Annotated in this window: 25 protein-coding genes; 15 read left to right on the forward strand and 10 right to left on the reverse strand. The window is 62.9% G+C overall.

Annotated elements, in window-relative coordinates:
* Positions 1-6 precede the first annotated feature (6 nt).
* The gene (locus V3B48_RS07015; RefSeq protein ID WP_329893472.1) at positions 7-1,260 is read left to right on the forward strand and encodes an integrase arm-type DNA-binding domain-containing protein; all 1,254 of its coding nucleotides are present in this window, start codon (positions 7-9) and stop codon (positions 1,258-1,260) included.
* 235 nt (positions 1,261-1,495) lie between these two features.
* Positions 1,496-2,092, forward strand: coding sequence for a hypothetical protein (locus V3B48_RS07020; protein ID WP_329893422.1), 597 nt, complete (start codon positions 1,496-1,498; stop codon positions 2,090-2,092).
* Between the two features lie 119 nt (positions 2,093-2,211).
* Here the strand turns inward: V3B48_RS07020 and V3B48_RS07025 are convergent, their stop codons facing one another.
* The 3 genes from V3B48_RS07025 to V3B48_RS07035 form a co-directional block, all read right to left on the reverse strand.
* Positions 2,212-2,718, reverse strand: a complete 507-nt coding sequence (locus V3B48_RS07025; protein WP_329893423.1) for a hypothetical protein — start codon at positions 2,716-2,718, stop codon at positions 2,212-2,214.
* Positions 2,719-2,895: 177 nt separating this feature from the next.
* Entirely contained in the window at positions 2,896-3,783 is an 888-nt protein-coding gene (locus tag V3B48_RS07030) for a hypothetical protein (protein ID WP_285301915.1), read from the reverse strand.
* A gap of 137 nt (positions 3,784-3,920) precedes the next feature.
* Complete coding sequence (locus tag V3B48_RS07035; RefSeq protein WP_285301913.1) at positions 3,921-4,487, reverse strand: hypothetical protein; 567 nt, start codon at positions 4,485-4,487, stop codon at positions 3,921-3,923.
* Between the two features lie 614 nt (positions 4,488-5,101).
* Here V3B48_RS07035 and V3B48_RS07040 point away from each other — a divergent pair.
* From V3B48_RS07040 to V3B48_RS07050, 3 genes are all read left to right on the forward strand, one after another.
* Complete coding sequence (locus tag V3B48_RS07040; protein ID WP_329893424.1) at positions 5,102-5,995, forward strand: hypothetical protein; 894 nt, start codon at positions 5,102-5,104, stop codon at positions 5,993-5,995.
* A 31-nt stretch (positions 5,996-6,026) separates the two neighbouring features.
* Positions 6,027-6,548, forward strand: coding sequence for a hypothetical protein (locus V3B48_RS07045; protein ID WP_285301911.1), 522 nt, complete (start codon positions 6,027-6,029; stop codon positions 6,546-6,548).
* A 74-nt stretch (positions 6,549-6,622) separates the two neighbouring features.
* The gene (locus V3B48_RS07050) at positions 6,623-6,754 is read left to right on the forward strand and encodes a hypothetical protein (protein ID WP_285301909.1); all 132 of its coding nucleotides are present in this window, start codon (positions 6,623-6,625) and stop codon (positions 6,752-6,754) included.
* Positions 6,755-6,777: 23 nt separating this feature from the next.
* Here V3B48_RS07050 and V3B48_RS07055 read toward each other — a convergent pair whose 3' ends face one another.
* Positions 6,778-7,335, reverse strand: a complete 558-nt coding sequence (locus tag V3B48_RS07055) for a hypothetical protein (protein ID WP_329893425.1) — start codon at positions 7,333-7,335, stop codon at positions 6,778-6,780.
* A gap of 157 nt (positions 7,336-7,492) precedes the next feature.
* Positions 7,493-8,230 carry a hypothetical protein gene (locus V3B48_RS07060; protein ID WP_329893426.1) on the reverse strand — a complete coding sequence of 246 codons (738 nt, stop codon included), beginning with the start codon at positions 8,228-8,230 and terminating at the stop codon, positions 7,493-7,495.
* Positions 8,231-8,824: 594 nt separating this feature from the next.
* Between V3B48_RS07060 and V3B48_RS07065 the strand changes: the two genes are divergently transcribed.
* On the forward strand, positions 8,825-10,330 hold the full coding sequence (locus V3B48_RS07065) for a S8 family serine peptidase (RefSeq protein ID WP_223224726.1): 1,506 nt from the start codon (positions 8,825-8,827) through the stop codon (positions 10,328-10,330).
* A gap of 48 nt (positions 10,331-10,378) precedes the next feature.
* On the opposite strand, the gene V3B48_RS07070 is transcribed toward V3B48_RS07065, so the two are convergent.
* Positions 10,379-11,812, reverse strand: a complete 1,434-nt coding sequence (locus tag V3B48_RS07070; RefSeq protein WP_329893427.1) for an MFS transporter — start codon at positions 11,810-11,812, stop codon at positions 10,379-10,381.
* Between the two features lie 108 nt (positions 11,813-11,920).
* On the opposite strand from V3B48_RS07070, the gene soxR reads away from it, so the two are divergent.
* Positions 11,921-12,391, forward strand: coding sequence for a redox-sensitive transcriptional activator SoxR (soxR, locus tag V3B48_RS07075; RefSeq protein WP_032128280.1), 471 nt, complete (start codon positions 11,921-11,923; stop codon positions 12,389-12,391).
* A 91-nt stretch (positions 12,392-12,482) separates the two neighbouring features.
* Positions 12,483-12,980: a hypothetical protein gene (locus V3B48_RS07080; protein WP_329893428.1), complete on the forward strand. Its 498-nt coding sequence runs from the start codon at positions 12,483-12,485 to the stop codon at positions 12,978-12,980.
* A 14-nt stretch (positions 12,981-12,994) separates the two neighbouring features.
* Here V3B48_RS07080 and V3B48_RS07085 read toward each other — a convergent pair whose 3' ends face one another.
* Positions 12,995-13,456 carry an isoprenylcysteine carboxylmethyltransferase family protein gene (locus V3B48_RS07085; protein ID WP_329893429.1) on the reverse strand — a complete coding sequence of 154 codons (462 nt, stop codon included), beginning with the start codon at positions 13,454-13,456 and terminating at the stop codon, positions 12,995-12,997.
* A gap of 153 nt (positions 13,457-13,609) precedes the next feature.
* On the opposite strand from V3B48_RS07085, the gene V3B48_RS07090 reads away from it, so the two are divergent.
* The 6 genes from V3B48_RS07090 to V3B48_RS07115 all read left to right on the forward strand — a co-directional run bounded on the left by V3B48_RS07090 (position 13,610) and on the right by V3B48_RS07115 (position 19,008).
* A complete protein-coding gene (locus tag V3B48_RS07090; protein ID WP_329893430.1) occupies positions 13,610-15,631 on the forward strand; it encodes an alpha/beta hydrolase in 2,022 nt (673 codons plus the stop codon).
* Between the two features lie 84 nt (positions 15,632-15,715).
* Positions 15,716-16,588 carry a glyoxalase III HchA gene (gene hchA, locus V3B48_RS07095; RefSeq protein WP_032128274.1) on the forward strand — a complete coding sequence of 291 codons (873 nt, stop codon included), beginning with the start codon at positions 15,716-15,718 and terminating at the stop codon, positions 16,586-16,588.
* Positions 16,589-16,593: 5 nt separating this feature from the next.
* Positions 16,594-17,298 carry a PA1136 family autoinducer-binding transcriptional regulator gene (locus V3B48_RS07100; protein WP_032128273.1) on the forward strand — a complete coding sequence of 235 codons (705 nt, stop codon included), beginning with the start codon at positions 16,594-16,596 and terminating at the stop codon, positions 17,296-17,298.
* A gap of 87 nt (positions 17,299-17,385) precedes the next feature.
* Positions 17,386-17,619 (forward strand): hypothetical protein, encoded by a 234-nt coding sequence (locus tag V3B48_RS07105; RefSeq protein ID WP_032128272.1) that lies wholly within the window; start codon positions 17,386-17,388, stop codon positions 17,617-17,619.
* Positions 17,620-17,754: 135 nt separating this feature from the next.
* Positions 17,755-17,997, forward strand: coding sequence for a hypothetical protein (locus V3B48_RS07110; protein ID WP_049462602.1), 243 nt, complete (start codon positions 17,755-17,757; stop codon positions 17,995-17,997).
* Positions 17,998-18,153: 156 nt separating this feature from the next.
* The gene (locus tag V3B48_RS07115) at positions 18,154-19,008 is read left to right on the forward strand and encodes an endonuclease/exonuclease/phosphatase family protein (RefSeq protein ID WP_285301900.1); all 855 of its coding nucleotides are present in this window, start codon (positions 18,154-18,156) and stop codon (positions 19,006-19,008) included.
* A gap of 19 nt (positions 19,009-19,027) precedes the next feature.
* On the opposite strand, the gene V3B48_RS07120 is transcribed toward V3B48_RS07115, so the two are convergent.
* Positions 19,028-19,288, reverse strand: coding sequence for a hypothetical protein (locus V3B48_RS07120; protein WP_180844920.1), 261 nt, complete (start codon positions 19,286-19,288; stop codon positions 19,028-19,030).
* Positions 19,289-19,428: 140 nt separating this feature from the next.
* Here V3B48_RS07120 and V3B48_RS07125 point away from each other — a divergent pair, with 140 nt between their 5' ends.
* A complete protein-coding gene (locus V3B48_RS07125; RefSeq protein WP_154263208.1) occupies positions 19,429-19,806 on the forward strand; it encodes a VOC family protein in 378 nt (125 codons plus the stop codon).
* A 41-nt stretch (positions 19,807-19,847) separates the two neighbouring features.
* On the opposite strand, the gene V3B48_RS07130 is transcribed toward V3B48_RS07125, so the two are convergent.
* Positions 19,848-21,269 (reverse strand): efflux transporter outer membrane subunit, encoded by a 1,422-nt coding sequence (locus tag V3B48_RS07130; RefSeq protein ID WP_121503706.1) that lies wholly within the window; start codon positions 21,267-21,269, stop codon positions 19,848-19,850.
* Positions 21,263-22,000, reverse strand: a complete 738-nt coding sequence (locus V3B48_RS07135; RefSeq protein ID WP_012510730.1) for an SDR family oxidoreductase — start codon at positions 21,998-22,000, stop codon at positions 21,263-21,265. Before V3B48_RS07135 ends, V3B48_RS07130 begins: the two co-directional genes overlap by 7 nt.
* Between the last annotated feature and the right edge of the window lie 13 nt (positions 22,001-22,013).

The following is a 22,013-nucleotide window of genomic DNA, read 5'->3' on the forward strand; positions in this document are numbered from 1 at the left end:
CAATCCATGAGACGGTGGGGGTATCCGACCGCACCCACTGAAGCGATACCCCCGATGCCTCTGACCGACGCAGCCATCAGGCGCGCCAAGCCCAGCGACAAGCCGCAGAAGATCACCGACGGCGGCGGCCAGTACCTCTACCTCACCCCGACCGGCGCGCGCAGCTGGCGCTGGAAGTACCGCATCGCCGGCAAGGAGAAGCTGCTGTCGATCGGCCTGTACCCGGATGTCTCCTTGGCTCGAGCTCGCGAGGCCCGCGACGAAGCTCGCCGGCTGCTGGCCAGAGGCGTCGACCCGGGCGCGCAGAAGAAGGCTGCTGCCCTCGCCCAGTCCGTCCTTGGCTCGGACAGCTTCGAGACCATCGCCAACGAGTGGCTGGTCGCGCGCCCCTGGGTGCCCAGCTATGCGGAGAAGGTCGAAGCCTGGATGACGAACGATGTATTCCCCTGGATCGGGTCACGCTCTGTAGCCGACCTCACCGCGCCGGACTTCCTCCGGGTGGCACGACGCATCGAGGACCGCGGCGCGATCGAGTCCGCGCACAGAATCATGCAGAACTGCGGCCAGATCATGCGGTACGCCGTGGCCACAGGCCGTGCCGAGCGCAATCCGGTCGCCGATCTGAAGGGTGCCTTGGCACCGCCGAAGGAGGCCCACCATGCGGCGATTACCGACCCCGTGCAGTTGGGAGGCCTGTTGCGCTCCATCGAGGCATACAGCGGCTCTGCCATCACCCGCTCGGCGCTGCGGCTGGCACCGCTGGTGTTCCTGCGTCCTGGCGAACTGCGGCATGCGGAATGGGAGGAATTCGACCTCGACGCGGCCGTGTGGACCATCCCCGCCAGCAAGATGAAGATGCGTGCTGCACACCTGGTGCCGCTGTCCAAGCAGGCGCTGCAGATCTTGGAGGACATCAAGCCGGTCACCAGGCGGCACAAGTGGGTGTTCTCTGGCGCCCGCGACCCCAAACGCCCGATGTCGGAGAACGCCGTGACCGCAGCGCTGCGCAACATGGGTTACGACCGCACGATGATGACCGGCCACGGCTTCCGCGCGACCGCTCGCACCATTCTGGACGAGGTCCTGCACTTCCGCCCGGACATCATCGAGCACCAGCCTGCGCACGCGGTGAAGGATCCAAACGGCCGGGCCTACAACCGCACATCGCACCTGCAGGAGCGCGTGCGGATGATGCAGGTCTGGGCGGATTACCTCGATGGCCTGCGCGATGGCAACGTGGTGAAGCTGCGGGCCGGATGACACCTACACACCCCGCCGCATCTGCTCCAGCCCTGCCCTCACCCACGCCTTGCGGGCGTGCTTCGGGCGGGGCTTGTTCACCGGCAGCGCCCGACTTGGCATATGCACTTCGCGATGAGCGAAGGCGGGCCAGAAGCCGGGAAACACGCTGGACAAGAGACGATGTCTGCGGCCAGCCGGATTCGGCTTGGCGCGATCCGCTAAAGTTGTCCCGTACTCGCCTGCATGAATACCTATGTACATAGCTGATACGGTTCATTTTCATGACGACTCCGAGCGTGACTATTACGCCGTATTGGGTCGCTATATCAGCGCGTGGGGCAGGTTCGAGAATGGGATCTATGACCTGCTGGCAGCTGCGGGAGGCCCATATCGAGAGATGCTCAAGAAGTTGGGCGAGCATTCTCTGCCCCCGGAGTTCAAGCCGGGATTTATGCCATTCAGCACTAAGATCAAGAACTTGAAAAAGTGCATAGAGGCTTGCCCTGCCCTTTGGCATCCACGGGACCGTGTGGCGGACCTATTGGAGTGGGCGGAGAATGAGGCAGCCGCTCGCCATCACCTCATCCATGGCGTCGATCAGATCTTTCTGAAGCGGTCGCCGTTCGCAACCTACATGTACAAGGGTGAGAATTCAGACCCGCTGTCCAGCAACGTTGCGCATGGGATGGACTTCACCATTGAGTCCCTGGCCGAGAGATACGACCGGGTAGGCGATGCCTGCATGAACCTCGCCGCACTCTATCTGGAGATTGCAGAGGCGATTGCCCAGCTAGGGAAAGAAATCAACCCACCCAGTGCGCCATCACAACACAACCAAACGGCGGCTTAGAAGGCTGGCGCACTGTGCATTGCAGTCAACAACTTAGATTGAGTGCAATTCAGGAGGCCTGAGTACAGGCCCCTAGTCCCGCAATGGGCAGACACCGTGTATTCGGGAACCTTTTCCGCTCACCAACCACGTAGCTCCCGGAGCCCTGCCCTCACCCACGCCTTGCGTGCGTCCCTCGGACGGGGCTTCGTCTCTACCGGCGGCTTGCGCAGCTCCAGCGCTTCCTTGATCCGCTCGACCTCCTTCGCTCCGGCCTCGGCCAGGCGCCGAGCCTGTTGCTGCTGCTCGCGGATTGGCGGCAGTCCGGGCAGTGGCGGGGGTGGCTGGATCGGGGTGCTGTCTGTCAGCCGGGCGACCGCCTGACGCAGCGGCATGTCGGGGTACAGCCTGGCCGCGCACCAGCGCTCGGCGTAGCGCTTGCCTTGGGCGATGCTGGCGGCCGGAACTTCCTTGATCTGCCACATCTTCCGGGCATCCAGACGCACGCGCACAGCGCCATCCTTGCCGCGTCTGATGTTGGCGATCTGTCGACCGCCCCACCACAGCACCCAGCTCTCCCCCATCTGGACCCAGCCAGACGGAACGGGAGCGGTGCGGAAGCCTTGGTAGCCGTGCGAGGGAAGCATAGCCGGAAGGATACTGCCGGCTGTCTCAACCGCTGCGACTTGCTCAACGGTCAGTCTTAACCGCTCAGCCTTGCATACCTCCGCTGCAGTACGGTTCCAAGAGCACTTGCAAGAGGTGGCCCGGCAAAACGCCGGGCCACCAAGCAGAGATCAGCAACTGGATGTCGAATGCAGGCTCTAGTAGGCAGTGCAGGTAATAATTACATTTACACCAGCACCTGAGTTGTCCGCACTTTCAGTGCAGTACATTTTCTGACTACTAGTCGGACCGGTAACGGTTGCCCCTAACGAGCTGACCCACTGTACGAACTTAAATCGATCAGCTGGATTATTGGTGAAGTCATAGTACGTCGTCTGGCCAATCCCGCCGGCCACCTTACCAGGAGTCTCTGGCACGAAATTTCCGGCAGCATCGCGCACGGTATTGGGTTCGTGAGACAGCCTTTCGGTCGTCGGATCCATGATGGCGATGACCCTCGATCCATCCGGAAGGATCAGCGTTACTGAGACCACCTTGGGGGGCAAGCTCAACAGATGCTGATCGATCAGGCCACGCACTGCTTGGGTTACAAGATTGAGAAACGCAGACTTGGTGTGGGCTTGCGCCATCACCACTTCTCTCATCTGCGGATATTGCACGAACTCGTATGCGTTATTCGGAACTCCTGGGCCGGGTTCGATTACTATCTGCGAGCCCCAGACCTGTTGTGCCTTGAACGCATAATCCGTAAATGCCGACTCGGGAACATCCGGGAACACCTTTACAACGCTCTGGCACCCAACGCCGCCACCCGGAGGACAGGTATCACCTGGAGGTCCATCTTCCTTGGACGTTACAAACTTGGCGATGACTCCATTCTGACGATTGACATAGTACTTGTACCCCCAGAAAGGTGCCTCCTCGGCATTGGTATCAAGCCATGCCGTATTCTTCATCTGATCCAGACTGCAGCCGTCACAGGATTTCAAGGTATCTTGCGCATTTGCCGCCGCATGAAAACCTAAACCTGAAATCATCAGGACGCCAGAAACAACGAAACGCACTAGGACTCTTCCAAAGACCATGATGCTCTCCTTTGTCACCCCCAACCATGGAGGCCTCGGGGAATCTAGCAGAACTAGTACGACAGTGAACCGTCCATCCCCCACGCCCCCACGGCTACTGTGTCCCGCAACTCCATAGGGTGCAGTGCCTGTCCAAGCTATAAGCTCCCAAGGTCTTTCACCACCGCTTGCCCCTGCTGAAGGAACCCGATCAGCAGACGCCCGCCGGCGACCTGCCGGCCCATTTGCTCGTTGAGGTAGTTCGCTTGGAGCCGCCCGGCAGCCATCAGGTCGACCTGCAGCATGCTCGGCGCCACGCCTTTGAGTGGATCGCCTGGTGACGCGAACTGGCCGCCGATCGGCTGCACTGACGTAGCCTGCCGGCTGTCGCTCTTGGCGTAGGCCGTGGCCATCATTCTGCCGTTTCTGGGCGACCAACCGCCCAGGACAATCTCGGTCCCCAGCTGTTCGATAGGCAGGTCAGCCTCTGCGGCCGCCTTCTCATAGTTCAACGACAGTTGGTCCATTACAGGCCCCATCTCAGCAGAAAGCTGCTCGATGGAGAAGTCGGCCCGGAAGCTCGCCTGCAGAGCCAGCTCGTAGATCTTCAGGAAGAACTGGGCTCCACCTCTGGTGGCCAGTAGCACGTTGTGCTGCGGTATCAGGAGCACCTTGGCACCGGCAGAGTGGGCGCCAGTCAGGGCATCCTCCGCAAGCGTATCCACTGCAACGACAAGCTGGTCACGGCTGATCAGTACGTTGAGGATGCTCCTAGGGCACGTCCATTGGCCAGCCGTGACTATGGCCGGAGCCCTAACCCACTGTCCACTGCAGTTGAGCCGGCGCGGCGCTGCTCACGCGCCCCCCGGGTTGAGCTGCCTGCGGCCCCGGATCCGGCAAGGTCAGAATGCCCTCAACGCGCGACCGGCACCATCGGGCAACCTCTCCCTGTCGGGTCGGGCTGTCCCTACATGCCTCCCGAGGCCACGACCGGTCGGGCCACTCTCCGGACATCTGCGGTGCCGCTGCGGCGCTGCCTTGCCGCTCCAGGCGGAGTGACAGGCTCTGGCAGCAACCATGTTTCCTCATCAAAAAATGAACCCTTGATTAACATCACATAGATGCGCGCTGGGGGGAGCGCCTTCCGAGTCCGTTCTTCTTCAACTAAGAAATCGCAATCGCTCATCCAACGAATGGCTGCGTCAAGAGGTGATCCGCTTCGATACCTTCGAGTTGGGAGCAGCAGCATGAAGCTAGCGCGACAGATCCTGCTTATCGTCAGTAAAAAGAAAACTGATTTCACTGAAAATACCAAAAATTTCACAAAGAAAACATCTAAATGAAGAGATCGGGAAAATTACTTTCCATTTCATTAGTCGCTTTGACCGCGTCCATTTCCGCTGCGATCTATTTTTTCATACTTCACTCAACGAGTGATGCGGGCACCGTAGATAACCCTATAAAGACCACTCCGGCATCGATTGATGCCGACTATCACGATGTCAAAAGTCAAGCGCAACTCAAAGGTTACGAGGATCGCAAAAATAGAGTTTATCTGGAGGGCAATGCATTTCTCTTGAAGATGGACATTCCGGAGATGGAGGACGAGGCGACAGCTTATGTAGATGACCGATTGGCGCGATCTAAGCGAGGAGATGGGCAGGCTAGCTACGAAATTTTTACGCGAATTTCGAGTTGTCGTCGGGCACTGGATCCTGGCGATAGCGAGGAGTACAAGGCGTATGCATCGGTAGGGCTGGGGGGGCAGTTTTCTGAGAGAGTCGAGAGGGAAATTGAGTTGTGCAAAGGGCTTAACTCTCGAGATGACATTACCTCTGAGAACTGGCTTGCTCTCGCTGCGGAGCAGGGCTCAATCGAAGCGCGTTTGATGTATGCACGCAACCCCCGTGAGGTGGTAGGGGATCTATCAAACGCACTAAAAAATCCCGAGGAAATTATTAACTACCGCACCAATGCGGTTAGATATCTTCAGGAATCTGTTTCGACTGGAAGCGTAGACTCCATGGAGGCACTGGCAAACATATACGATCGTGGAATTCTTGCGGAAAAATCACCCGAGCAGAGTCTTGCGTATTGGCTGGCCTACGATAGATTGAATCGAAACGAGCTATCGACAACGGCAATTAATAGAATTTCTGTAGACCTTTCGCCAGATCAGTCGCAGGCCGCCAGGGAGATGGCGGGTAAAATCTTAAATTCATGCTGCAAATAATATTTTAATTCTATCAACAGGGGTGCAATTCATGAATTTTGTTCGGAGCAAAAAATTTCTTGTCGTCCTGATTGCTTTGATAGGACTTTCCGCAATTCCGTTGCTGTACTCCCTCACTATACTTGGTCCTTCAATTGCGGTTTTCGGTCCGGTCAATTGTGATGCTTGCAAGGGTCAGAGGCCTGAGCCAGACGTTGCTACTAAAGCGTTTCTGCTGAAGTACATGCAGATCACCAATCGCGAGCGTAAAGGCACACATCTGGAGCCGATACAGACAGGAGCGAAGGTCATCGTATGCAACGGTTCGCATTGCACGACGTATCAAATGACCGACAGTAACGACTGGAATGGCACGACCCAAGAGGCCATTACTCAATCCCCGCGCTCCGGTGTCGGCTCTGGGAGCGGTCAAGGCAGCGGTCAAGGAGTGGGCAGAGGTGGCGGCGCAGACGTAGGCGGCGGCAGCTACGGCGGCGGTGGAAGAACCGGCACCGTAACGGTCGGACCAGGCGGACCGATTCCGAAGCTGCCTAAGGGATCACAAGAGATTTAACGACATGGAGCCATGAGGCGGCCTTCCTAGGCCGCCTCGCTCATTCGGTGTGTGGCTGCAGGCTGGCCAGATCGATGAGTGGATGGCTGCTGGCCAGCGAGACGCCGGCGATGGAGGCCTATCGGGTCAGCCGCGCGGTGAATACGCCGCGGAACAACCGCGAGGATCTCTTGGAGGCAGTCGCCCAGCGACTGCCTCCTTTCTGACGGTGCTGTAGATCAGCGATAAATCAGAGCCAGATGTAGCCCATGATCCCTTCATTCACTGGATACTTCACGCCTTCGCAGTTGGGGTCCAGCGTATCGAAGTGGTCTGCCCAGTTGTTCGGCTTCAGACCACCTCGCATGCAACGGTACAACGGCACGGTGCCCGGGAGCTGCGTCGAGGCGATGTAGCCCGTAATTGGCATCATGTTCGTGGTCTTCATATGGCCTTCGCAGTTCGGGTCCATCGAAGAGAAGCTATCCATCCAGTTATTATTGAGGCAGGCATACATCGTCACGCTGCCTTCGAATGGATAGTAGGAAATGAAGCCCAAAGTGCCTTCCTTCTTACCCGGGTGCTTCATTCCACCCGGAGTGTTCAGCGGCCGGGCACTGAAAGTGTCCTCCCTCCACCGCCATCTTTCGAGCTCGACCAACTGGACGCCGGCGGGCAAATCAGCTGCATGGGCATTCGCCTCTGCAAGGATCTTCGGAGACGCCCCCAAGTAGTCAATTTCCTGCGCGGACGCATTCAACGCCAGCGATCCAGCCAAAACGGCTACCACAGCAATCAACTTCTTCACATCTACTCCTTAGAGAATGGACGTACAGATTTCCAGCGGGCGTCTTGCCCGCACGTCGATTCTAGAGCAGGGAAATTTGTGCCACCGAGACATGTATCGTATTTGGCGTGCAACACGGTCAAGTTCGAATGGTCACTCGCCAATGCCTCCTGGCGCCCTAGCCGAACCCCAGCGGCACCTCGGTCAGGTCCACGATGAAAATCGTGGCGTTCTGCGGCCCCATCGTTACGCCGCCCACCGGGAAGGTGTTGGTGATCAGGGTCTGTTGAGTCACCTGCAACCGCGAAAGGAAGATCCGGTTGTCGCTGGTCATGTGGAAATAGTTGGCGTTCATGGTGCACCGATCCTGCGATTGCGCGAAGTAGTAGAAGCGCGGCGACGGAATGGCAATGCCGATCTTCGTCCCGGGGAAAAACTGGCCGATCTCCACCGGAGGCCCTGGGACTGTCGGCAGCGCCACCACTTGGAGAACCCGTAGGCCCTTGCGTCTGGAGTCGTAGAAGACCGTGCCGACTTCGTTGCGCAGGCGCAACCCGACTGGACCAGTACCTTCTCGCTCAGAAGCATTGAACGTGTAGTACTCCAGCAGCTTATTCGGCGCGGCACTGGAGGCGTAGACATTGCACGTCACGCCGCTCTGGACCAGAGTGAATCCTGTGTTGGTCGATACGGAGTCATTGATGTATCGGCAGACGTGAAGGTTCGTCGTCCCGTTCGTCGATGCCAACACACCACTCGGAGACCATGAGGCAAACGGTGGTGATCCACCAGTCGATCCACCGGCAAACGAACCAGTGTTGAGCGTGCCTGACTTGGCCAGCTGCAGATTTCGGTAGCCAGAGCCGATCTGGATCTGTCCGGTCCCTTGGTTGCGAACGCGTAGTCCAACGGCCATCAGCTGTAGATTCCATAGTGAAGGGTGGTGCCGCCGACAGTTTCCGTAGTTGGTTTGCTCGGGAACATCTCCATCCTGACGTGGAAATTCACCACGTCAGGATCCCAGGCCCATCAGAATCGCACTGGAGTTGCATCCAACGAGGAGTTCCGCGTAATCCCTTCTCCCCAGGGCCGTAGGTTCTCAAACGTCAAGCCAGCTGAAGAGCAGGAGTTGCGATGCCCGACAGCGGTGGCTGGAACAACGCAGCCAATTCAGGTCCCACGTCAACGCTGAAGGCTACGCCCGGAAACTCCGCATGCGTGCATCTTCGGGCTTTCTTGTTTCCGCCCAACCAAAGCGTGAAACCCGCCATCACACCACGCCGCAAAGCGGAATCGGACAAGCCATGTCGGCACTGAACATCGTCAGACGCTTTCGACATCACTAAACCAATTCAGAAATTTCCTACCTCCGCCCTGGGGGAGAAACGTCTGCGGATGCGTTCGCTCAAGGTCGCCATCGAGAGGAGCCCACGGGATACCCCACTCTCCACATCGAGTCGAGCCCCAGGCCCGGCCCATCCGCCGCACTTTTCACAAAGGAACTGTATCCATGCGTACGTCGCTTCGGGTTTCCCTTGCCAGCGCCATCACCCTGGTCCTGGCCAGCGCCCCCGCCTTCGCCCAACCCACCGAACGGGTATGGACGCGAGGCATGGCCAGCAACGAGCAGTACAGCAGTTTCATCGTCAAGTACCGGGACGGCAGCAGCAAGCGCGTCTCCGCCACCACCGCGCAGGATGCGCTGAAGAAGCGCCTCGGCGTCCAGCAGCGCAGCAAGCGTTCGATCGGCAACGCACCGCCAGCAGCCGCGTCCGTAACCCATCAACGCCGCATGGGCGGCGGGGCCGACGTGGTCACCACGGACAAGCCACTGGACCTCCCCGAAGCGCAGATCCTGATGCAGCGCATCGCCGACGATCCGGATGTGGAGTACGTGCAGCCGAACTACATGATGAGCGCATTCGCCACACCGAACGACCCACGCTACGGCGAACAGTGGCACTACAGCAATCCGACCAGTGGCGCGCGCCTGCCCGGCGCGTGGGATCGCTCCACTGGCCAGGGTGTGGTGGTTGCGGTGGTTGATTCGGGCTATCTCAACAACAACGATCTGCAGGCCAACCTGCTGCCGGGCTACGACATGATCTCGTCGACCCGTCCGTTCAGTGATTGGCAGTGCATCATCGGCGGAATGAATCCCGGCTGTGGCGGATCCGACGATGGCGATGGACGCGACGCCGATGCCTTCGATGCCTCGGGCATCGCACACGGCACCCACGTCGCCGGAACGGTCGCTGCGGTGACCAACAACCAGATCGGCGTGGCCGGCGTGGCCTACAACGCGAAGGTCGTGCCGGTACGCGTACTCGGCAACCAGGGCAATGGCGGTTCCGCCGACATCATCGATGGCATGCTCTGGAGTGCCGGCATCAACGTGCCCAACGTCCCGGCCAATGCGAACCCGGCCGAAGTCATCAATCTCAGCCTGGGCGGCCGCCGTGCCTGCTCGCCGGCCGAGCAGGATGCAATCGACGACATCACCGCGCAGGGCACGATCGTGGTGGTCGCCGCCGGCAACAGTAATCTGGATGTGTCCGAGTTCGCCCCGGCGAACTGCAAGGGCGTGATCGCGGTGGCTGCCAACGATCAGGGCGGGCGACGCGCGTTCTACTCCAACTATGGCGCAGGCATCCATATCACCGCACCCGGTGGTGAAACCTGGTCCTGCCGCGCGTCCGTCGGCGAGTTCCTGCCGCTGGCCACGCCGCCTAGCCAGGCCAACTGCGCCCCGACCCGTCAGCATCCGGCGCAGGGCATCCTGTCCACGGTGGGTAACAACGCCTTCGACTTCATGTCCGGCACTTCGATGGCGGCGCCTCACGTCGCTGGCATCGTCGCGCTGATGCAAGCGGTGGCGCCGGTGCCAAAGACCACCGACCAGGTCAAGGACATCCTGCGTCGCACTGCGCACCCGATCGCCGCAGCGAACTGCCCGGGTGGCTGCGGGCCAGGCATCATTGACGCGGCCGAAGCCGTGAAGGCAGCCAGCAACTGATGGCATGGCGCAGCGGCCCGGCAAGGTCGCTGCGCCCTCCTCCGTCCCTCAGTTCACGTCCGCCGGAAAGCGGCATCGCTTCACCAGCAGCATGCCCAGCATCGGCGCCAGCGCGAAGGTGGCAAACAGCCACCGGGCCGCACGCGCGGTTCCCTCGGCCCCGCCCGGCTCGATCAGTCCCGCTGCATTGGCGACCATCCCGGCAAGCGCAGCCCCGGCCGCGGTGGCGAACAGCTGGACGGTGGTGATCGACGCACCGGCGCGCTCCTGCTCCTCCGGCGGTGCAGAGGTCAACACGCGTGTCAGCAGGTGAGGCCAGGCCAGGCCCACGCCGATCCCGATGACGGCCAGCGCCACGCAGATCGGCACCATCTGCAACCACGTACCGCTGCCCGCAGCCGGCACCCGCAGCGCCAGCCCGATCATGCCCACCCACCCCAGCGCCGGGCCGATCATCAACGCCCGGTCAACGGCGCGCCCGCTGAAGCCGGAGCCGACCAACGACCCGAGCGTCCAACCGGCCGCCATCAGCGCCGCGAGGTAGCCCGCAGCAAGCGGTGATTGCTGATGCAGCACCTGCAGGAACAGTGGCACGAAGACCTCGCCGCTGGTGATCATCACCACCAGCAGCGACATCAGCCCATACAACGCGGCCAGCCGCGAGCGGAGCCGGAGAGCGCCGGAAGGAAGCAGCGTCTGCTTCGCTCGGGACTCGATCCTCATCAGCACCACTGCGAGGAACACGGCCATCACGATGCCAATGAAATTGTTGACTGCGCTCGAGGATGTACTGCCTAGGGAGACACTGATGACGGCCAGGGTCAGCAGCAGGATCTGCAACCACGGGACCGAGGACCTGGCCGCAGCTGAAGACGATGCCTCCCTCTGCGGAAGGACCTTCGACGCCAGCAGCGCGAACAACACGGCAACCGCGGTGACCGACCAGAATGCGGCCCGCCATACGCCCCATTCGGCGAAGACGCCGCCCACCGCAGGTCCGATCAACGTCGCCACGCCCCACATCCCCGAAACCAGGGCCATCGCGCGGGGCCAGAGCGGCTCTTCGAACGCGAGCCGGATCATGGCGTAGGCCAGTGCGAACAGGAAGCCGCCGCCGACACCCTGCACCAGCCGCCCCACCAGCATCATCGGCATCGAGGTCGCGAGCGCGCAGATCACGGCACCGGCTGCGAAGATGAGCGTCGCCATTGCATAGCTTCCACGAGGCCCGGCACGTTCAAGCAGCTTGATCGACAGTGCCGACCCCAGGATGGACGCGACCACGAAGAGCGTGGTGTTCCATGCGTAGAGATCCAGGCCACCGATGTCCTCCACCACGGTTGGCAACATGGTGGTGGCGATGTAGACGTTGACCGCATGCAGTGCGACCCCGCCCGCCAGGGCAAGTGAGCGCACTGCATTGCGGCCGGACAGGAGATCGCCCCAGCGGGTGCCGGGGACGGCGATGCCTTGCTGTTCCATTTTCGTTCAAACCTATGATTCATGACCTGCAGCCCAGGGTTCACATGCAGGAAAAAGGGAACTGCCTTATAAAACCTCATGTATTGATGAGGTCAAGGAACCCCGGCCATGAAGATCGATGTCAGCGTTCCGCTTTCCGTGGGCGAAGTCGCGCGTCGCAGCGGGGTCAGCATTGCCACCGTGCACTTCTATGAAGCCAAGGGACTGATCCATGGCTGGCGCAACAACGGCAACCAGCGCCGCTACCGCCGCGACGTGCTGCGGCGCATTGCCGTGATCAAGGTCGCACAGCGGGCGGGCGTTCCTTTGGCCACGATCAAGATCGCGCTGGATGATCTTCCAGCCGAACGGGCGCCCAGTTCGAAGGACTGGGCAAGGCTGTCCAGCAACTGGCGCGACATGCTGAACGAGCGCATCCGCAGCCTGGTCCAGCTGCGCGACCAGCTCGACGGCTGCATCGGCTGTGGTTGCCTGTCACTGAAGGACTGTCCGTTGCGAAACCCTGGCGACCAGTTGTCACAACGCGGCGACGGCGCCGTCTTGCTTGAATCGGACGACGGCAGCCGGAATGGGTCATGATCCATTGCTGCACGCGGCACTGACTGAAACATCGCAAAATGAAGCGGCATCCTCCCCGCGTTGCTGCCCACTACCTACAGAAGGACCTGCGATGAGAACTGTGATCATCACCTCTGCCCTGCTCCTGGCTGCTTGTGCCGCGACCCCGGCTGCGCACGCGGCTGCGCACGCGGTTGCACCAGCCATCGCGCCGCCCGGCACCGCAACACTCGAAGCCCTGCTGGCCTGCAAGGCAGGCTCGACCTTCAGCGAAGCCGAGGCCATCGATGCCCTGCAGGCAGCCGGCCTGGCCAGGAAACCTGGTGGCACGTTCGAGCCGGAAACCACGCCGGTCGCCCTGTTCGGCGGTACCGTCACCCATGCCGACGTGAATGTCGCCGAGGGCGAGAAGAGCATCTTCGTCTACTTGAACGGTGTCGACCCCAAGCGCCTGGCCAAGACCTGGTCGGTGACCACGGTCAACGAATACGCCAACACCGAAGCACCGTCCTACGTGAAGCGCATCGACAAGCACCACACCCTGCACGTGATTGCCGGTGATGATTACGAAGGCTATTCCGCTGCCGTGAAGTGCCAGATCACACCGTGACGGCCTGACCCGCGCTAGAGCCAGCGCCGTACGCGCTGGCGGAAGGCTGCGTATGCCTCCGGAAAGCGGGCCGACAGTGCCCGCTCTTCCGGCATGATCTGCCATCGGCTGATGTACAGCACGAACAGCGGCACGGCCAGTAGTGCGGTCAGATTCTGCAGGTACAGCATGGCACCTGCCAGGACAGTGGCCTGGCCCAGGTACATCGGGTTGCGCGTGTAGCGGTACACGCCGTGCGTGACCAGCACGCTCGACGTCGCTGGCCGCAGGGGGTTGACCGTGGTGCCCACGCGCCGGAAGGCCAGCTTCGGCAGCAGGTTCAATACCACGCCGAAGGCCATCACCAGACCCGCAAGCAACTCCGGCACGGGTAGCTGCAGCGCCCCGCCCGGCTGCCATCGGCTGACCATATAGCCGATGGCGGCGCACAACAGCATCACGAGAGGCGGAGGAACACGGGTCTCAAGCCATCGCATCGCAGCCCCGCATTCATCCTGTTCACCCCAGTGTCACACGGAAATGCCTGAATCGCCCGGTTGGCGGCATTTCCGCGCTCCAAACCGACCGCCCGGTATCTTCCGCTTTGACATGCCGACCGCTAGAGTGGCGCCACCGCGCAGGAGGATCGTATGGCAACCACGGGCTTGGGCTTCATCGGCCGCACGACCCTCATCACCACCGTGCTGCTCACTCTGGGCGGCTGCGCGACGTTGCGCCAGTTCGGGCCGTCGGTGCAGGTGGCCTCGGTCACCCCCGGCCAGTACATCGCCCTGAAACGCGGCGACATCCTGACCACCGGCAAGCTCAGTTCGGCCACCATGGAAACCCTGCGCGTCGCCGGCCTCGACGAAGGCGTCTGCGCCAAGCCAGGCCTGCCCTGCATCGAGGCGATGGAAGGCAGCATCGTGGTGCGCGAGGAGGACAAGCGCTCAAGCCTGGCCGAACTGTGGCTGCAGTATGCGATGACCTTGCCCGCGCCCAAGCGCGAGTACTCCACGTCAGGCCGCGCCAAGAGCGCGATCACCGAACTGGATGCGGACTTCCAGCCGCGCCTGGACGCGTGGATGCAGGTCGCGCGGCAGGCCTACGCCTACCTGTTCTTCACCGAGCGCACGGCCAACCAGCGCGGTTTCGAAGACCGCCAGACCCAGGTGCGCGACTACTACAACCTGGCCGTGCAGGAAGCCTCGGTACAGTTGTACAACGCCTATGCCACCGGGCGCGTGCATGGTGAAGCCAGCCACTTCCAGCTGGGCCGCTGGACGTTCGTGCTGGCGCCGTCGGGCCAAGCATCACCGCTGGATACGCGTACGCCCACCGAACTGGTACCGGCAGCCTCGCTGTCGTTCACCGGCACGCTGCGCAGCGTGCATCGCCGCGATGGCTTCGGTGCCGAACTGGTGGCCGTGATGGATGATCCAGCCGCCACTACGGCCACCACGCCGCCGGCCACCACAGCCGCCGCGCAGGCCACAACGCCCATCACGCAGAGCTGGAGCGAGATGCCGTCGCCATCGATGACGGTGCTGCTGCGCTTCTCCGGAAAGAACCTGTGGGAAGTACTGCACGACGACGAGCCGGAACTGGAGATCCACGATCCCTACCAGGTCACGGAAGTCACCCTGCATGGGCAGCAGGTGCCATTGGCCGCGAACTTCACCGCAGGCTACGCACTGTGGCTGGCGCGCTCCAATTTCAGCCACCAATCGCTGCGTTCGCTGTTCGGTGGCAAGGGCGGCATCGACACGCCGCATCTATACATGATGCAGCCCTACGACCCGAACCGCCGCGTGCTGCTGATGATCCATGGCCTGGCCAGCAGCCCGGAAGCCTGGGTCAACGTCGCCAACGAGCTGATGCGCGACGACGAGATCCGCCAGGACTTCCAGGTCTGGCAGTTCTACTACCCGACCAACATGCCCATCGCGATGAGCCACGATGCGATGCGCCACACGCTGGATGAGGTGTTCAAGCACTTCGACCCCAGCGGCAAGGAGCAGGCCTCTCATGACATGGTGCTGGTCGGGCACAGCATGGGTGGGGTGATCTCACGGCTGATGGTGTCTTCTTCCGGCGACCACCTGGTAGAGACCCTGCTGGCGACCGCACAGATGACGCCTGCGCAGCAGGAGCTGCTGCGCACCAAGGGCGCGCCGGTGCTGACCTTCCTGCCGGAACCGGAAGTATCTCGCGTGGTATTCATTGCCACGCCGCACCGCGGTACCGATGTGGCGAGCACCCGCCTCGGCCGCTGGATCGGCCGCCTGGTACGGCTGCCACTGACCGTCCTGGAGGACGTGGCCACCATCGCCAACGACGGCAAGATCGATCGCAACGACGGCAAGCACGGCTACCAGATGAACAGCATCCAGAACCTGGACAAGGACGATCCCTTCGTGCGCGCCGTGGCCGACCTGCCGATGGCACCGAAGGTGCGTTACCACTCGATCATCGCGCGCGCCAAGGCAGATGGTCCGCTGGAAAAGACCGACGACGGGCTGGTGCCCTACTGGAGCTCGCACCTTCCGCACGCGGATTCGGAGAAGGTGATCGTGTCCGGGCACAGCGTGCAGGAAGCCACGCCGGCCATCGTCGAACTGCGGCGGATCCTGCATGAAGACATGCAACAGCACGGCGCCGTGGTGAAATAGCAGGGGGCGAATGAGGGGAAAACCCTCATCGCCTGTACGCATCCGCCCTTCTATGCTGGCTCCACTACCCCACTGGAGGTCCGCATGAACACGCAAGAGCCCAGCCGCCACCCCAGCCCCGATCCGGCCGAGCGCGACGCCTTCTTCCCGTCGCCGTACTCGCTGTCACAGTTCACATCGGCGAAGAGCGACCTGTCCGGCGCCGACTATCCCGACGCGCGCCGCGATGGCCGCTGGAAGGTGCTGATGATCGCTGCGGACGAACGCTATCTGCCCACCGCCAACGGCCACTTGTTCTCCACCGGCAACCATCCGGTGGAAACCCTGCTGCCGATGTACCACCTGGACAAGGCCGGCTTCGACATCGATGTGGCGACGCTGTCCGGCAACGCCGCCAAGTTCGAGTGGTGGGCGTTCCCGCATGAGGACAAGGAGATCGGCGGACTGTACGACCGCTACGAAGCCCGCTTCCGCCAGCCACTGCCGTTGGAAGAAGTGGTGGCAGGCCTCGATGCCGCGTCGGACTATGCAGCCGTGTTCATTCCCGGTGGCCACGGCGCCCTCATCGGGCTGCCGCAGAGTCGCGCGGTAAAGGCGGCCCTGCACTGGGCGATGGCCGAGCAACGTCACATCATCACCCTCTGCCACGGCCCGGCCGCATTGCTGGCCGCAGGCGTTGACGAGGCCGAGGGTGGCTCGCTGTTCCGCGGCTACCGCATCTGTGCCTTCCCCGATGCGATGGACCGGCAGACGCCAGAGATCGGCTACATGCCCGGGCAGCTGCCGTGGTTCTTCGGTGAGCGCCTGGCGCAGCAGGGCGTGCAGATCGTCAACGACGGCATCGATGGCAGCGTGCTGCAGGACCGCCTGCTGCTGACCGGCGACAGCCCGCTGGCCGGCAATGCGCTGGGCAAGCTGGCCGCGCGCACGCTGCTCGACGCATTGGCCGGGCGCTGACTGGCGTGAGCGATCTGGTGCAGGCGTTGCTGGAACTGGAACGCGCCCGCTCACTGAGTACGGTGGGCGCGGTACTGCGCGGCATCTGTGCACCGCTGGGCTACGACCGCGTGCTGGTGTTCGCCACCGGCACGGGGTTGGAACGCGGTACCCAGCGCGTGTACTGGATCGAGGGCGACTGGTTCGGCGACGGCAGCACTACCGACCTCGCGCGCTACCTGCACGCCTGTCCGGTCAATCGCCACGTTCTGGACAGTGACGCGCCGTTCTTCTGGAGCAAGCGCCAGGGCGTTCGCGGCGAACGCTATCAGGTGGTAAAGCAGCCACGTGGTGAAGGCCTGCACGGTCTGCAGGTGCCGGTGTTCGGCACCACAGGGCTGGAAGGCGCGATCAGTTTTGCCGGGACAGCGATCGATGCATCGGCCAGCGCGCGACTGCTGCTGGATGCTGCTGCAGCTGCAGCATTCCGTGCCGCACGCCGGCTTTCCGAGACGCCCACCGAGCTTTCCGGAAGTGCGTTGAGCACGCGCGAACGCGAGGTGCTGCGCTGGGTCGCCGCCGGCCGTCGCCAGGCGGAAATCGCGGCCACGCTGGGGCTTTCCGCCCGTACGGTGGAGAATCATCTGCGACGCGCGCGCCAGCGCCTGGGCGTGGCAACCACCGCGCAGGCGGTGCGTGCTGCCAGTCGGCGCGGCGAGATCGAGGACTGATCCGGGCAAGACACTTCCGGCGCTCTGGTTCGCGTGTTACACACGCCATGCGCATGTGCGCGATTGCAGAAAGCAAGGACGATGCTTATGAAACTGCAACTGGCCGCGATGGCCGCGTTGGTGATGGCAACGGCAACCCTGGCTCCGGTGGCGGACGCCAATGCCGGGGGACCGAAAGAAAATGTGTCGTGCGTGCCGGTGAAAGTGGACCACAACCGGGTCCACCAGCACTGCACGGAAACCTACACCGATGAGTTCGGCAACGTGTACGAAGCCGAGTACTGGATCGACGAGTACGGCAACCCTTACCTGCGCGACTGAGCCGGCAGGGGACTGCGCCGGGCCGCCCGCCGGGCCGGCGCGCATGCAGCAGCTGCCGCTCGGGTGCATGCTCTACCCGGGGGTAGTTGCACGACACCGCGCAGATGCGCGATTGCAGACACAAGGATGATGCCCATGAAACTGCACCTGGCCTCGATGGCCGCACTGATGTTTGCCGTGGGAGCTCTCTCCACGCCGTCCCAGGCCACCGCCGGCGGTGGTGGCGGTGGTCCGGAGAACACGAACTGCGTCCGGGTCAAGATGGGGCCCTATTACCATCAACGTTGCGAAGTGACGTACTTCGACGAGGACGGCACTCCCTACATCCAGGTGTACTGGATTGACCAGAATGGCCAGTGGTACCTGCCTGCCGACTGAGCACCCATGACCTTCTGATCGCGCCCGCGCGATCCGCCGGGCGGGACCTTCACCGCCCGCCCGGCATCTTCCATCCGCCCATCCCGGCATATCGCCGACCCCACCGTCCATGGCATGCTTCATGAAACCGTTTTCATGGAATGGAGGGATTCCACGATGTTGTCGCGTTTCCGTCGCCCTGCGCTGTGTGCGCTGCTGGCGCTTGCTCTGCCTGCCGTCGCCTGGGCTGCTGCGCCGGTGCCACTGAAAGTGATGTCGTTCAATGTCCGTACCCCGGCCGATACCGAACCGGGCAAGCGCTGGCCGGACCGTCGCGATGCCATGGTCAAGGTCATCCTCGATGCACACCCGGCCGTGATTGGCACGCAGGAGCTGGTGAAGGAACAGGCCGACTTCCTGTCCGGGCATCTGCCCGGCTACCGCTGGTTCGGTGAAGGCCGCCGCGGTGGCAGCGGCGATGAACACATGGGCGTGTTCTACGACAGCAAGGTGCTGGCCATCGAGGAATCCGGCAACTTCTGGTTATCCGATACGCCCGAAGTACCCGGCAGCATCAGCTGGGGCAACCTGTACCCGCGCATGGTCACCTGGGCCCTGTTCCGGCGCCTGGACGATGGCCGCCGTTTCTACTTCATGAATACCCACCTGCCCTATCGCGACGAGGACGAACCGCGCCGGGTGAAGGGTGCCGAGCTGATCGGCAAGCGCCTGCAAGCCCTGCCTGCCGACCTGCCGGTGGTCCTGACCGGTGACTTCAACAGCGAGCCCGGCGGTGACACCTACAAGGCATTCACCCGCCTGCTGCAGGACACACGCACGCAGGTGAATGCACCGCAGGGACCACGCCTGACCTTCCACGACTTCACCGGCAAGGCCACCGTGCAGCTGGACTGGGTGCTGGTGCGCGGCTTCCATGCCCGCAGTTTCCTCACCGATGACCGCCGCATCGACGGCGTGCTGCCGTCGGATCACTTCCCGCTGGTGGTCGAGCTGGACTGGCCGAAGCACTGAATCTCTGCGGCAGCCGTGGCTACCGCGGCTGCCGCGACAACAGCCGGTACAACGCCAGGTGCTGGTTGCGCGCCTGGCAGATGCGGGCGCCGACAGCAAGGAACACGGCAACGCCGATCAGGCCCAGCCCCAGCATCGGATCAGGCAGTCGCAGGAAACCGATCGCAGCGGCCATCGTCGCCAGCACCAGCAGCACAACGACCGCCACCGAAAGGCCCGCGCCGGGTGGCCCCGGGTCGCCAAACAGCATGCGCTGGGTATCCCGCCTGTCATCACTCATCGTATGTACTCCCTGGAATCTGCCCCACTAGTTACACGGCGGACACGGCTTCCGGCAGAGTCAGAAACGTCACGACTGTGACAACGTCCACAGCACACGCCGCGCTACCCTGCCCCCGTTCCCGAACTGTGGAGAAAGGCATGGCACACCAGAGTCGCCTGGCCGGTTTCATCATCGATTGCGAGGGCATTCCCGCCGACGAAGGCGCCCGCTTCTGGTCCGCCGCGCTCGGCCTGCAGGCGCAGCCCGCCTATGCCGAAGACGGCGCCGAGTACGCCGACCTGCAGGGCGCGCCCGCAGGCCTGAACGTGGAGGTGCAACGCGTCAATCACCCTTCACGGGTGCACCTGGACATCGAGAGTGACGACATCGACGCCGAGGCCGACCGCCTGGAGAAGCTCGGCGCGCGGCGGATAGGCTTCGTCAAACGCTGGTGGGTGATGGAAGCACCGACCGGCCATCGCTTCTGCATCGTGCGCATGCGCGAGCGCGAGGTACCGGCCAATCGCTGGCCCTGAAAGAAGAAAGGGACGGAAGCCACTGCTTCCGTCCCCTGCGGTTACTGCACCTGCGCCACACTCGCCGGCTGCGGTGATTGACCCCAACCACCCAGCGCCTTGTACACCCCCACCACGCTGACGTTGACCTCGGACTCGGCCGCGGCCAACGCATCATCGGCTGCCAGCTGCGTACGCTGCGCATCCAGCAGGGTCAGGAAGTCCTCCGAGCCCTCGCGATAGCGGATCTGCGCCAGCGACTCGGCACGGCGAGCCGCCTGCGCCTGCTCGACCACGATCGCCAGCCGCGCCTGCTGCTTGGAATAGCGGGTCAGCGCGTTCTCGGTGTCTTCCAGTGCCAGCAGCACCGTCTGCTCATACTGTGCTGCCACGCCTTCGGCCTCGGCCTTGCTGGCACGCAGGCGTGCACGTACGGTGCCGAAATCGAAGGCCGCCCAGCTCAGCGACGGCGTCAGCGACCAGGCCTTGTTGTTGCCATTGACCAGGCCACTGGCATCGCCACCGAGGAAGCCAACGAATCCGGACAGCGACAGCCGCGGGAACAGATCCGCCGTGGCCACGCCCACCCGCGCGGTAGCGGCAGCAAGACGACGCTCGGCCACGCGCACGTCGGCGCGTTGGCGCAGCAGCTCGCGGGTATCGCCCAGCGGCAGCGCCTTGGCGAATGCCGGCACTTCGTGCGGCGCAAGCATGGCGGTCAGCGTTTCCGGACGCTGGCCCAGCAGAACCGCCAGGCGGTTGCGCGACTGCGTTTCGGCCACTTCCAGCAGCGGAATGTCGGCCTCGATCGCCTTCAGCCGGGCACGACTGCTCTGCACGTCCAGCTCGCTGCCGGCGCCCAGCTCCCAGCGTGCCTCGGTCAGCTTCTGCGTCTCGCGCAGATTGACCAGGGTGTGCTGGGCCACGGCGATGCGCTTCTGTGTGCCGCGCAGCTCGAAGTAGTTGCGTGCCACTTCGGCGGCGATCAGTACCTGTGCGTCGGCCAGGTTGGCCTGCTCGGCATCGAGGTCGGCACGGGCGGCTTCTGCAGCACGGCGCTTGCGGCCGAACAGATCCAGCTCCCAGCCCGCATCGAAGCCGAGCTGGTAGCTTTCACTGAACACCCGCTGCCCACCCAGCTGCGGATCGGGTTGCTTGCGGCGATCGTAACTGCCGCCTGCGGTGACATGCGGCGCCTGGTCGAAGCGGCTTTCGACGAACACCGCGCGGGCCTGGCTGACGCGGGCCACGGCCACGCGCAGGTCCAGGTTGTCCGACAGTGCGCCGTGCACCAGCTCTTCCAGCACCGGATCATCGAACTGCGCCCACCAGCTGGCCACCGGCGAGGTGGTGCTGAACACCGGTTGCTGCGCACCCTGCAGCACCACCGGATCCTGCACCGGCGCCTTGTAGTTCGGGCCGACGCTGACACAGCCAGCCAGCACCAGGCTGGAGACAGCCATCGCCAACGTGCGGATCACCATGGCAGCACCTCACCCAGGTAGGTGAAGCTGCCGTTCGGACCTTCATGGCCGATCAGTGCCATCTGCACGCTGGAGCGCGCGCCTTCGCTGATCTCGATCTCGCCGTGGCCGCCGTTCATATCGGTTTTCACGTAACCCGGATGCACGGTGTTGACCTTGATCTGGGTGCTGCGCAGTTCATGCGCCAGCGCCAGCGTCCAGCTGTTCACCGCTGCCTTGGAGGCGTTGTACGCGGGGATCTTGAAATCGTAGATGCCCGAGGTCGGATCAGCATGCAGGGTCTGCGAGCCGAGCATGCTCGAAACGTTGACGATCCGCCCGGACTTGGCCTGCCTGACCAGTGGCAGGAAGGCCTGGGTCACCGCAACCAGTGCGTACACGTTGGTGTCGAAAGTGCGCTTCCAGGTATCCAGCGACTGTTCGGACGGCGCCTGCGCCGGGTTCTCGATCATGATGCCGGCGTTGTTGACCAGGATGTCCAGGCGCCCATGGCGCTGGCGTACCTGCTCGACCGCTTCGGCGATGCTGGCTGCATCGGTCACGTCCAGCTGGATGGCTTCCACCGGCAGGCCCTCGGCCTGCAGCTTCAGCGCCTGCTCTACGGCGGTCTCGCGCTTGCGGCCGGCCAGCAGCGTATGCACGCCGGCCTGGGCCAGCTGGCGCACGGTCTCGGCGCCGATGCCGCGGGTGGCGCCGGTGACCAGCGCGATCTTGTTCTGATGAGAGTTCATGGATTCTTGCCTC

It is taken from the genome of Stenotrophomonas sp. SMYL20 (genome assembly GCF_036320045.1).
Lineage (GTDB): Bacteria > Pseudomonadota > Gammaproteobacteria > Xanthomonadales > Xanthomonadaceae > Stenotrophomonas > Stenotrophomonas maltophilia_A.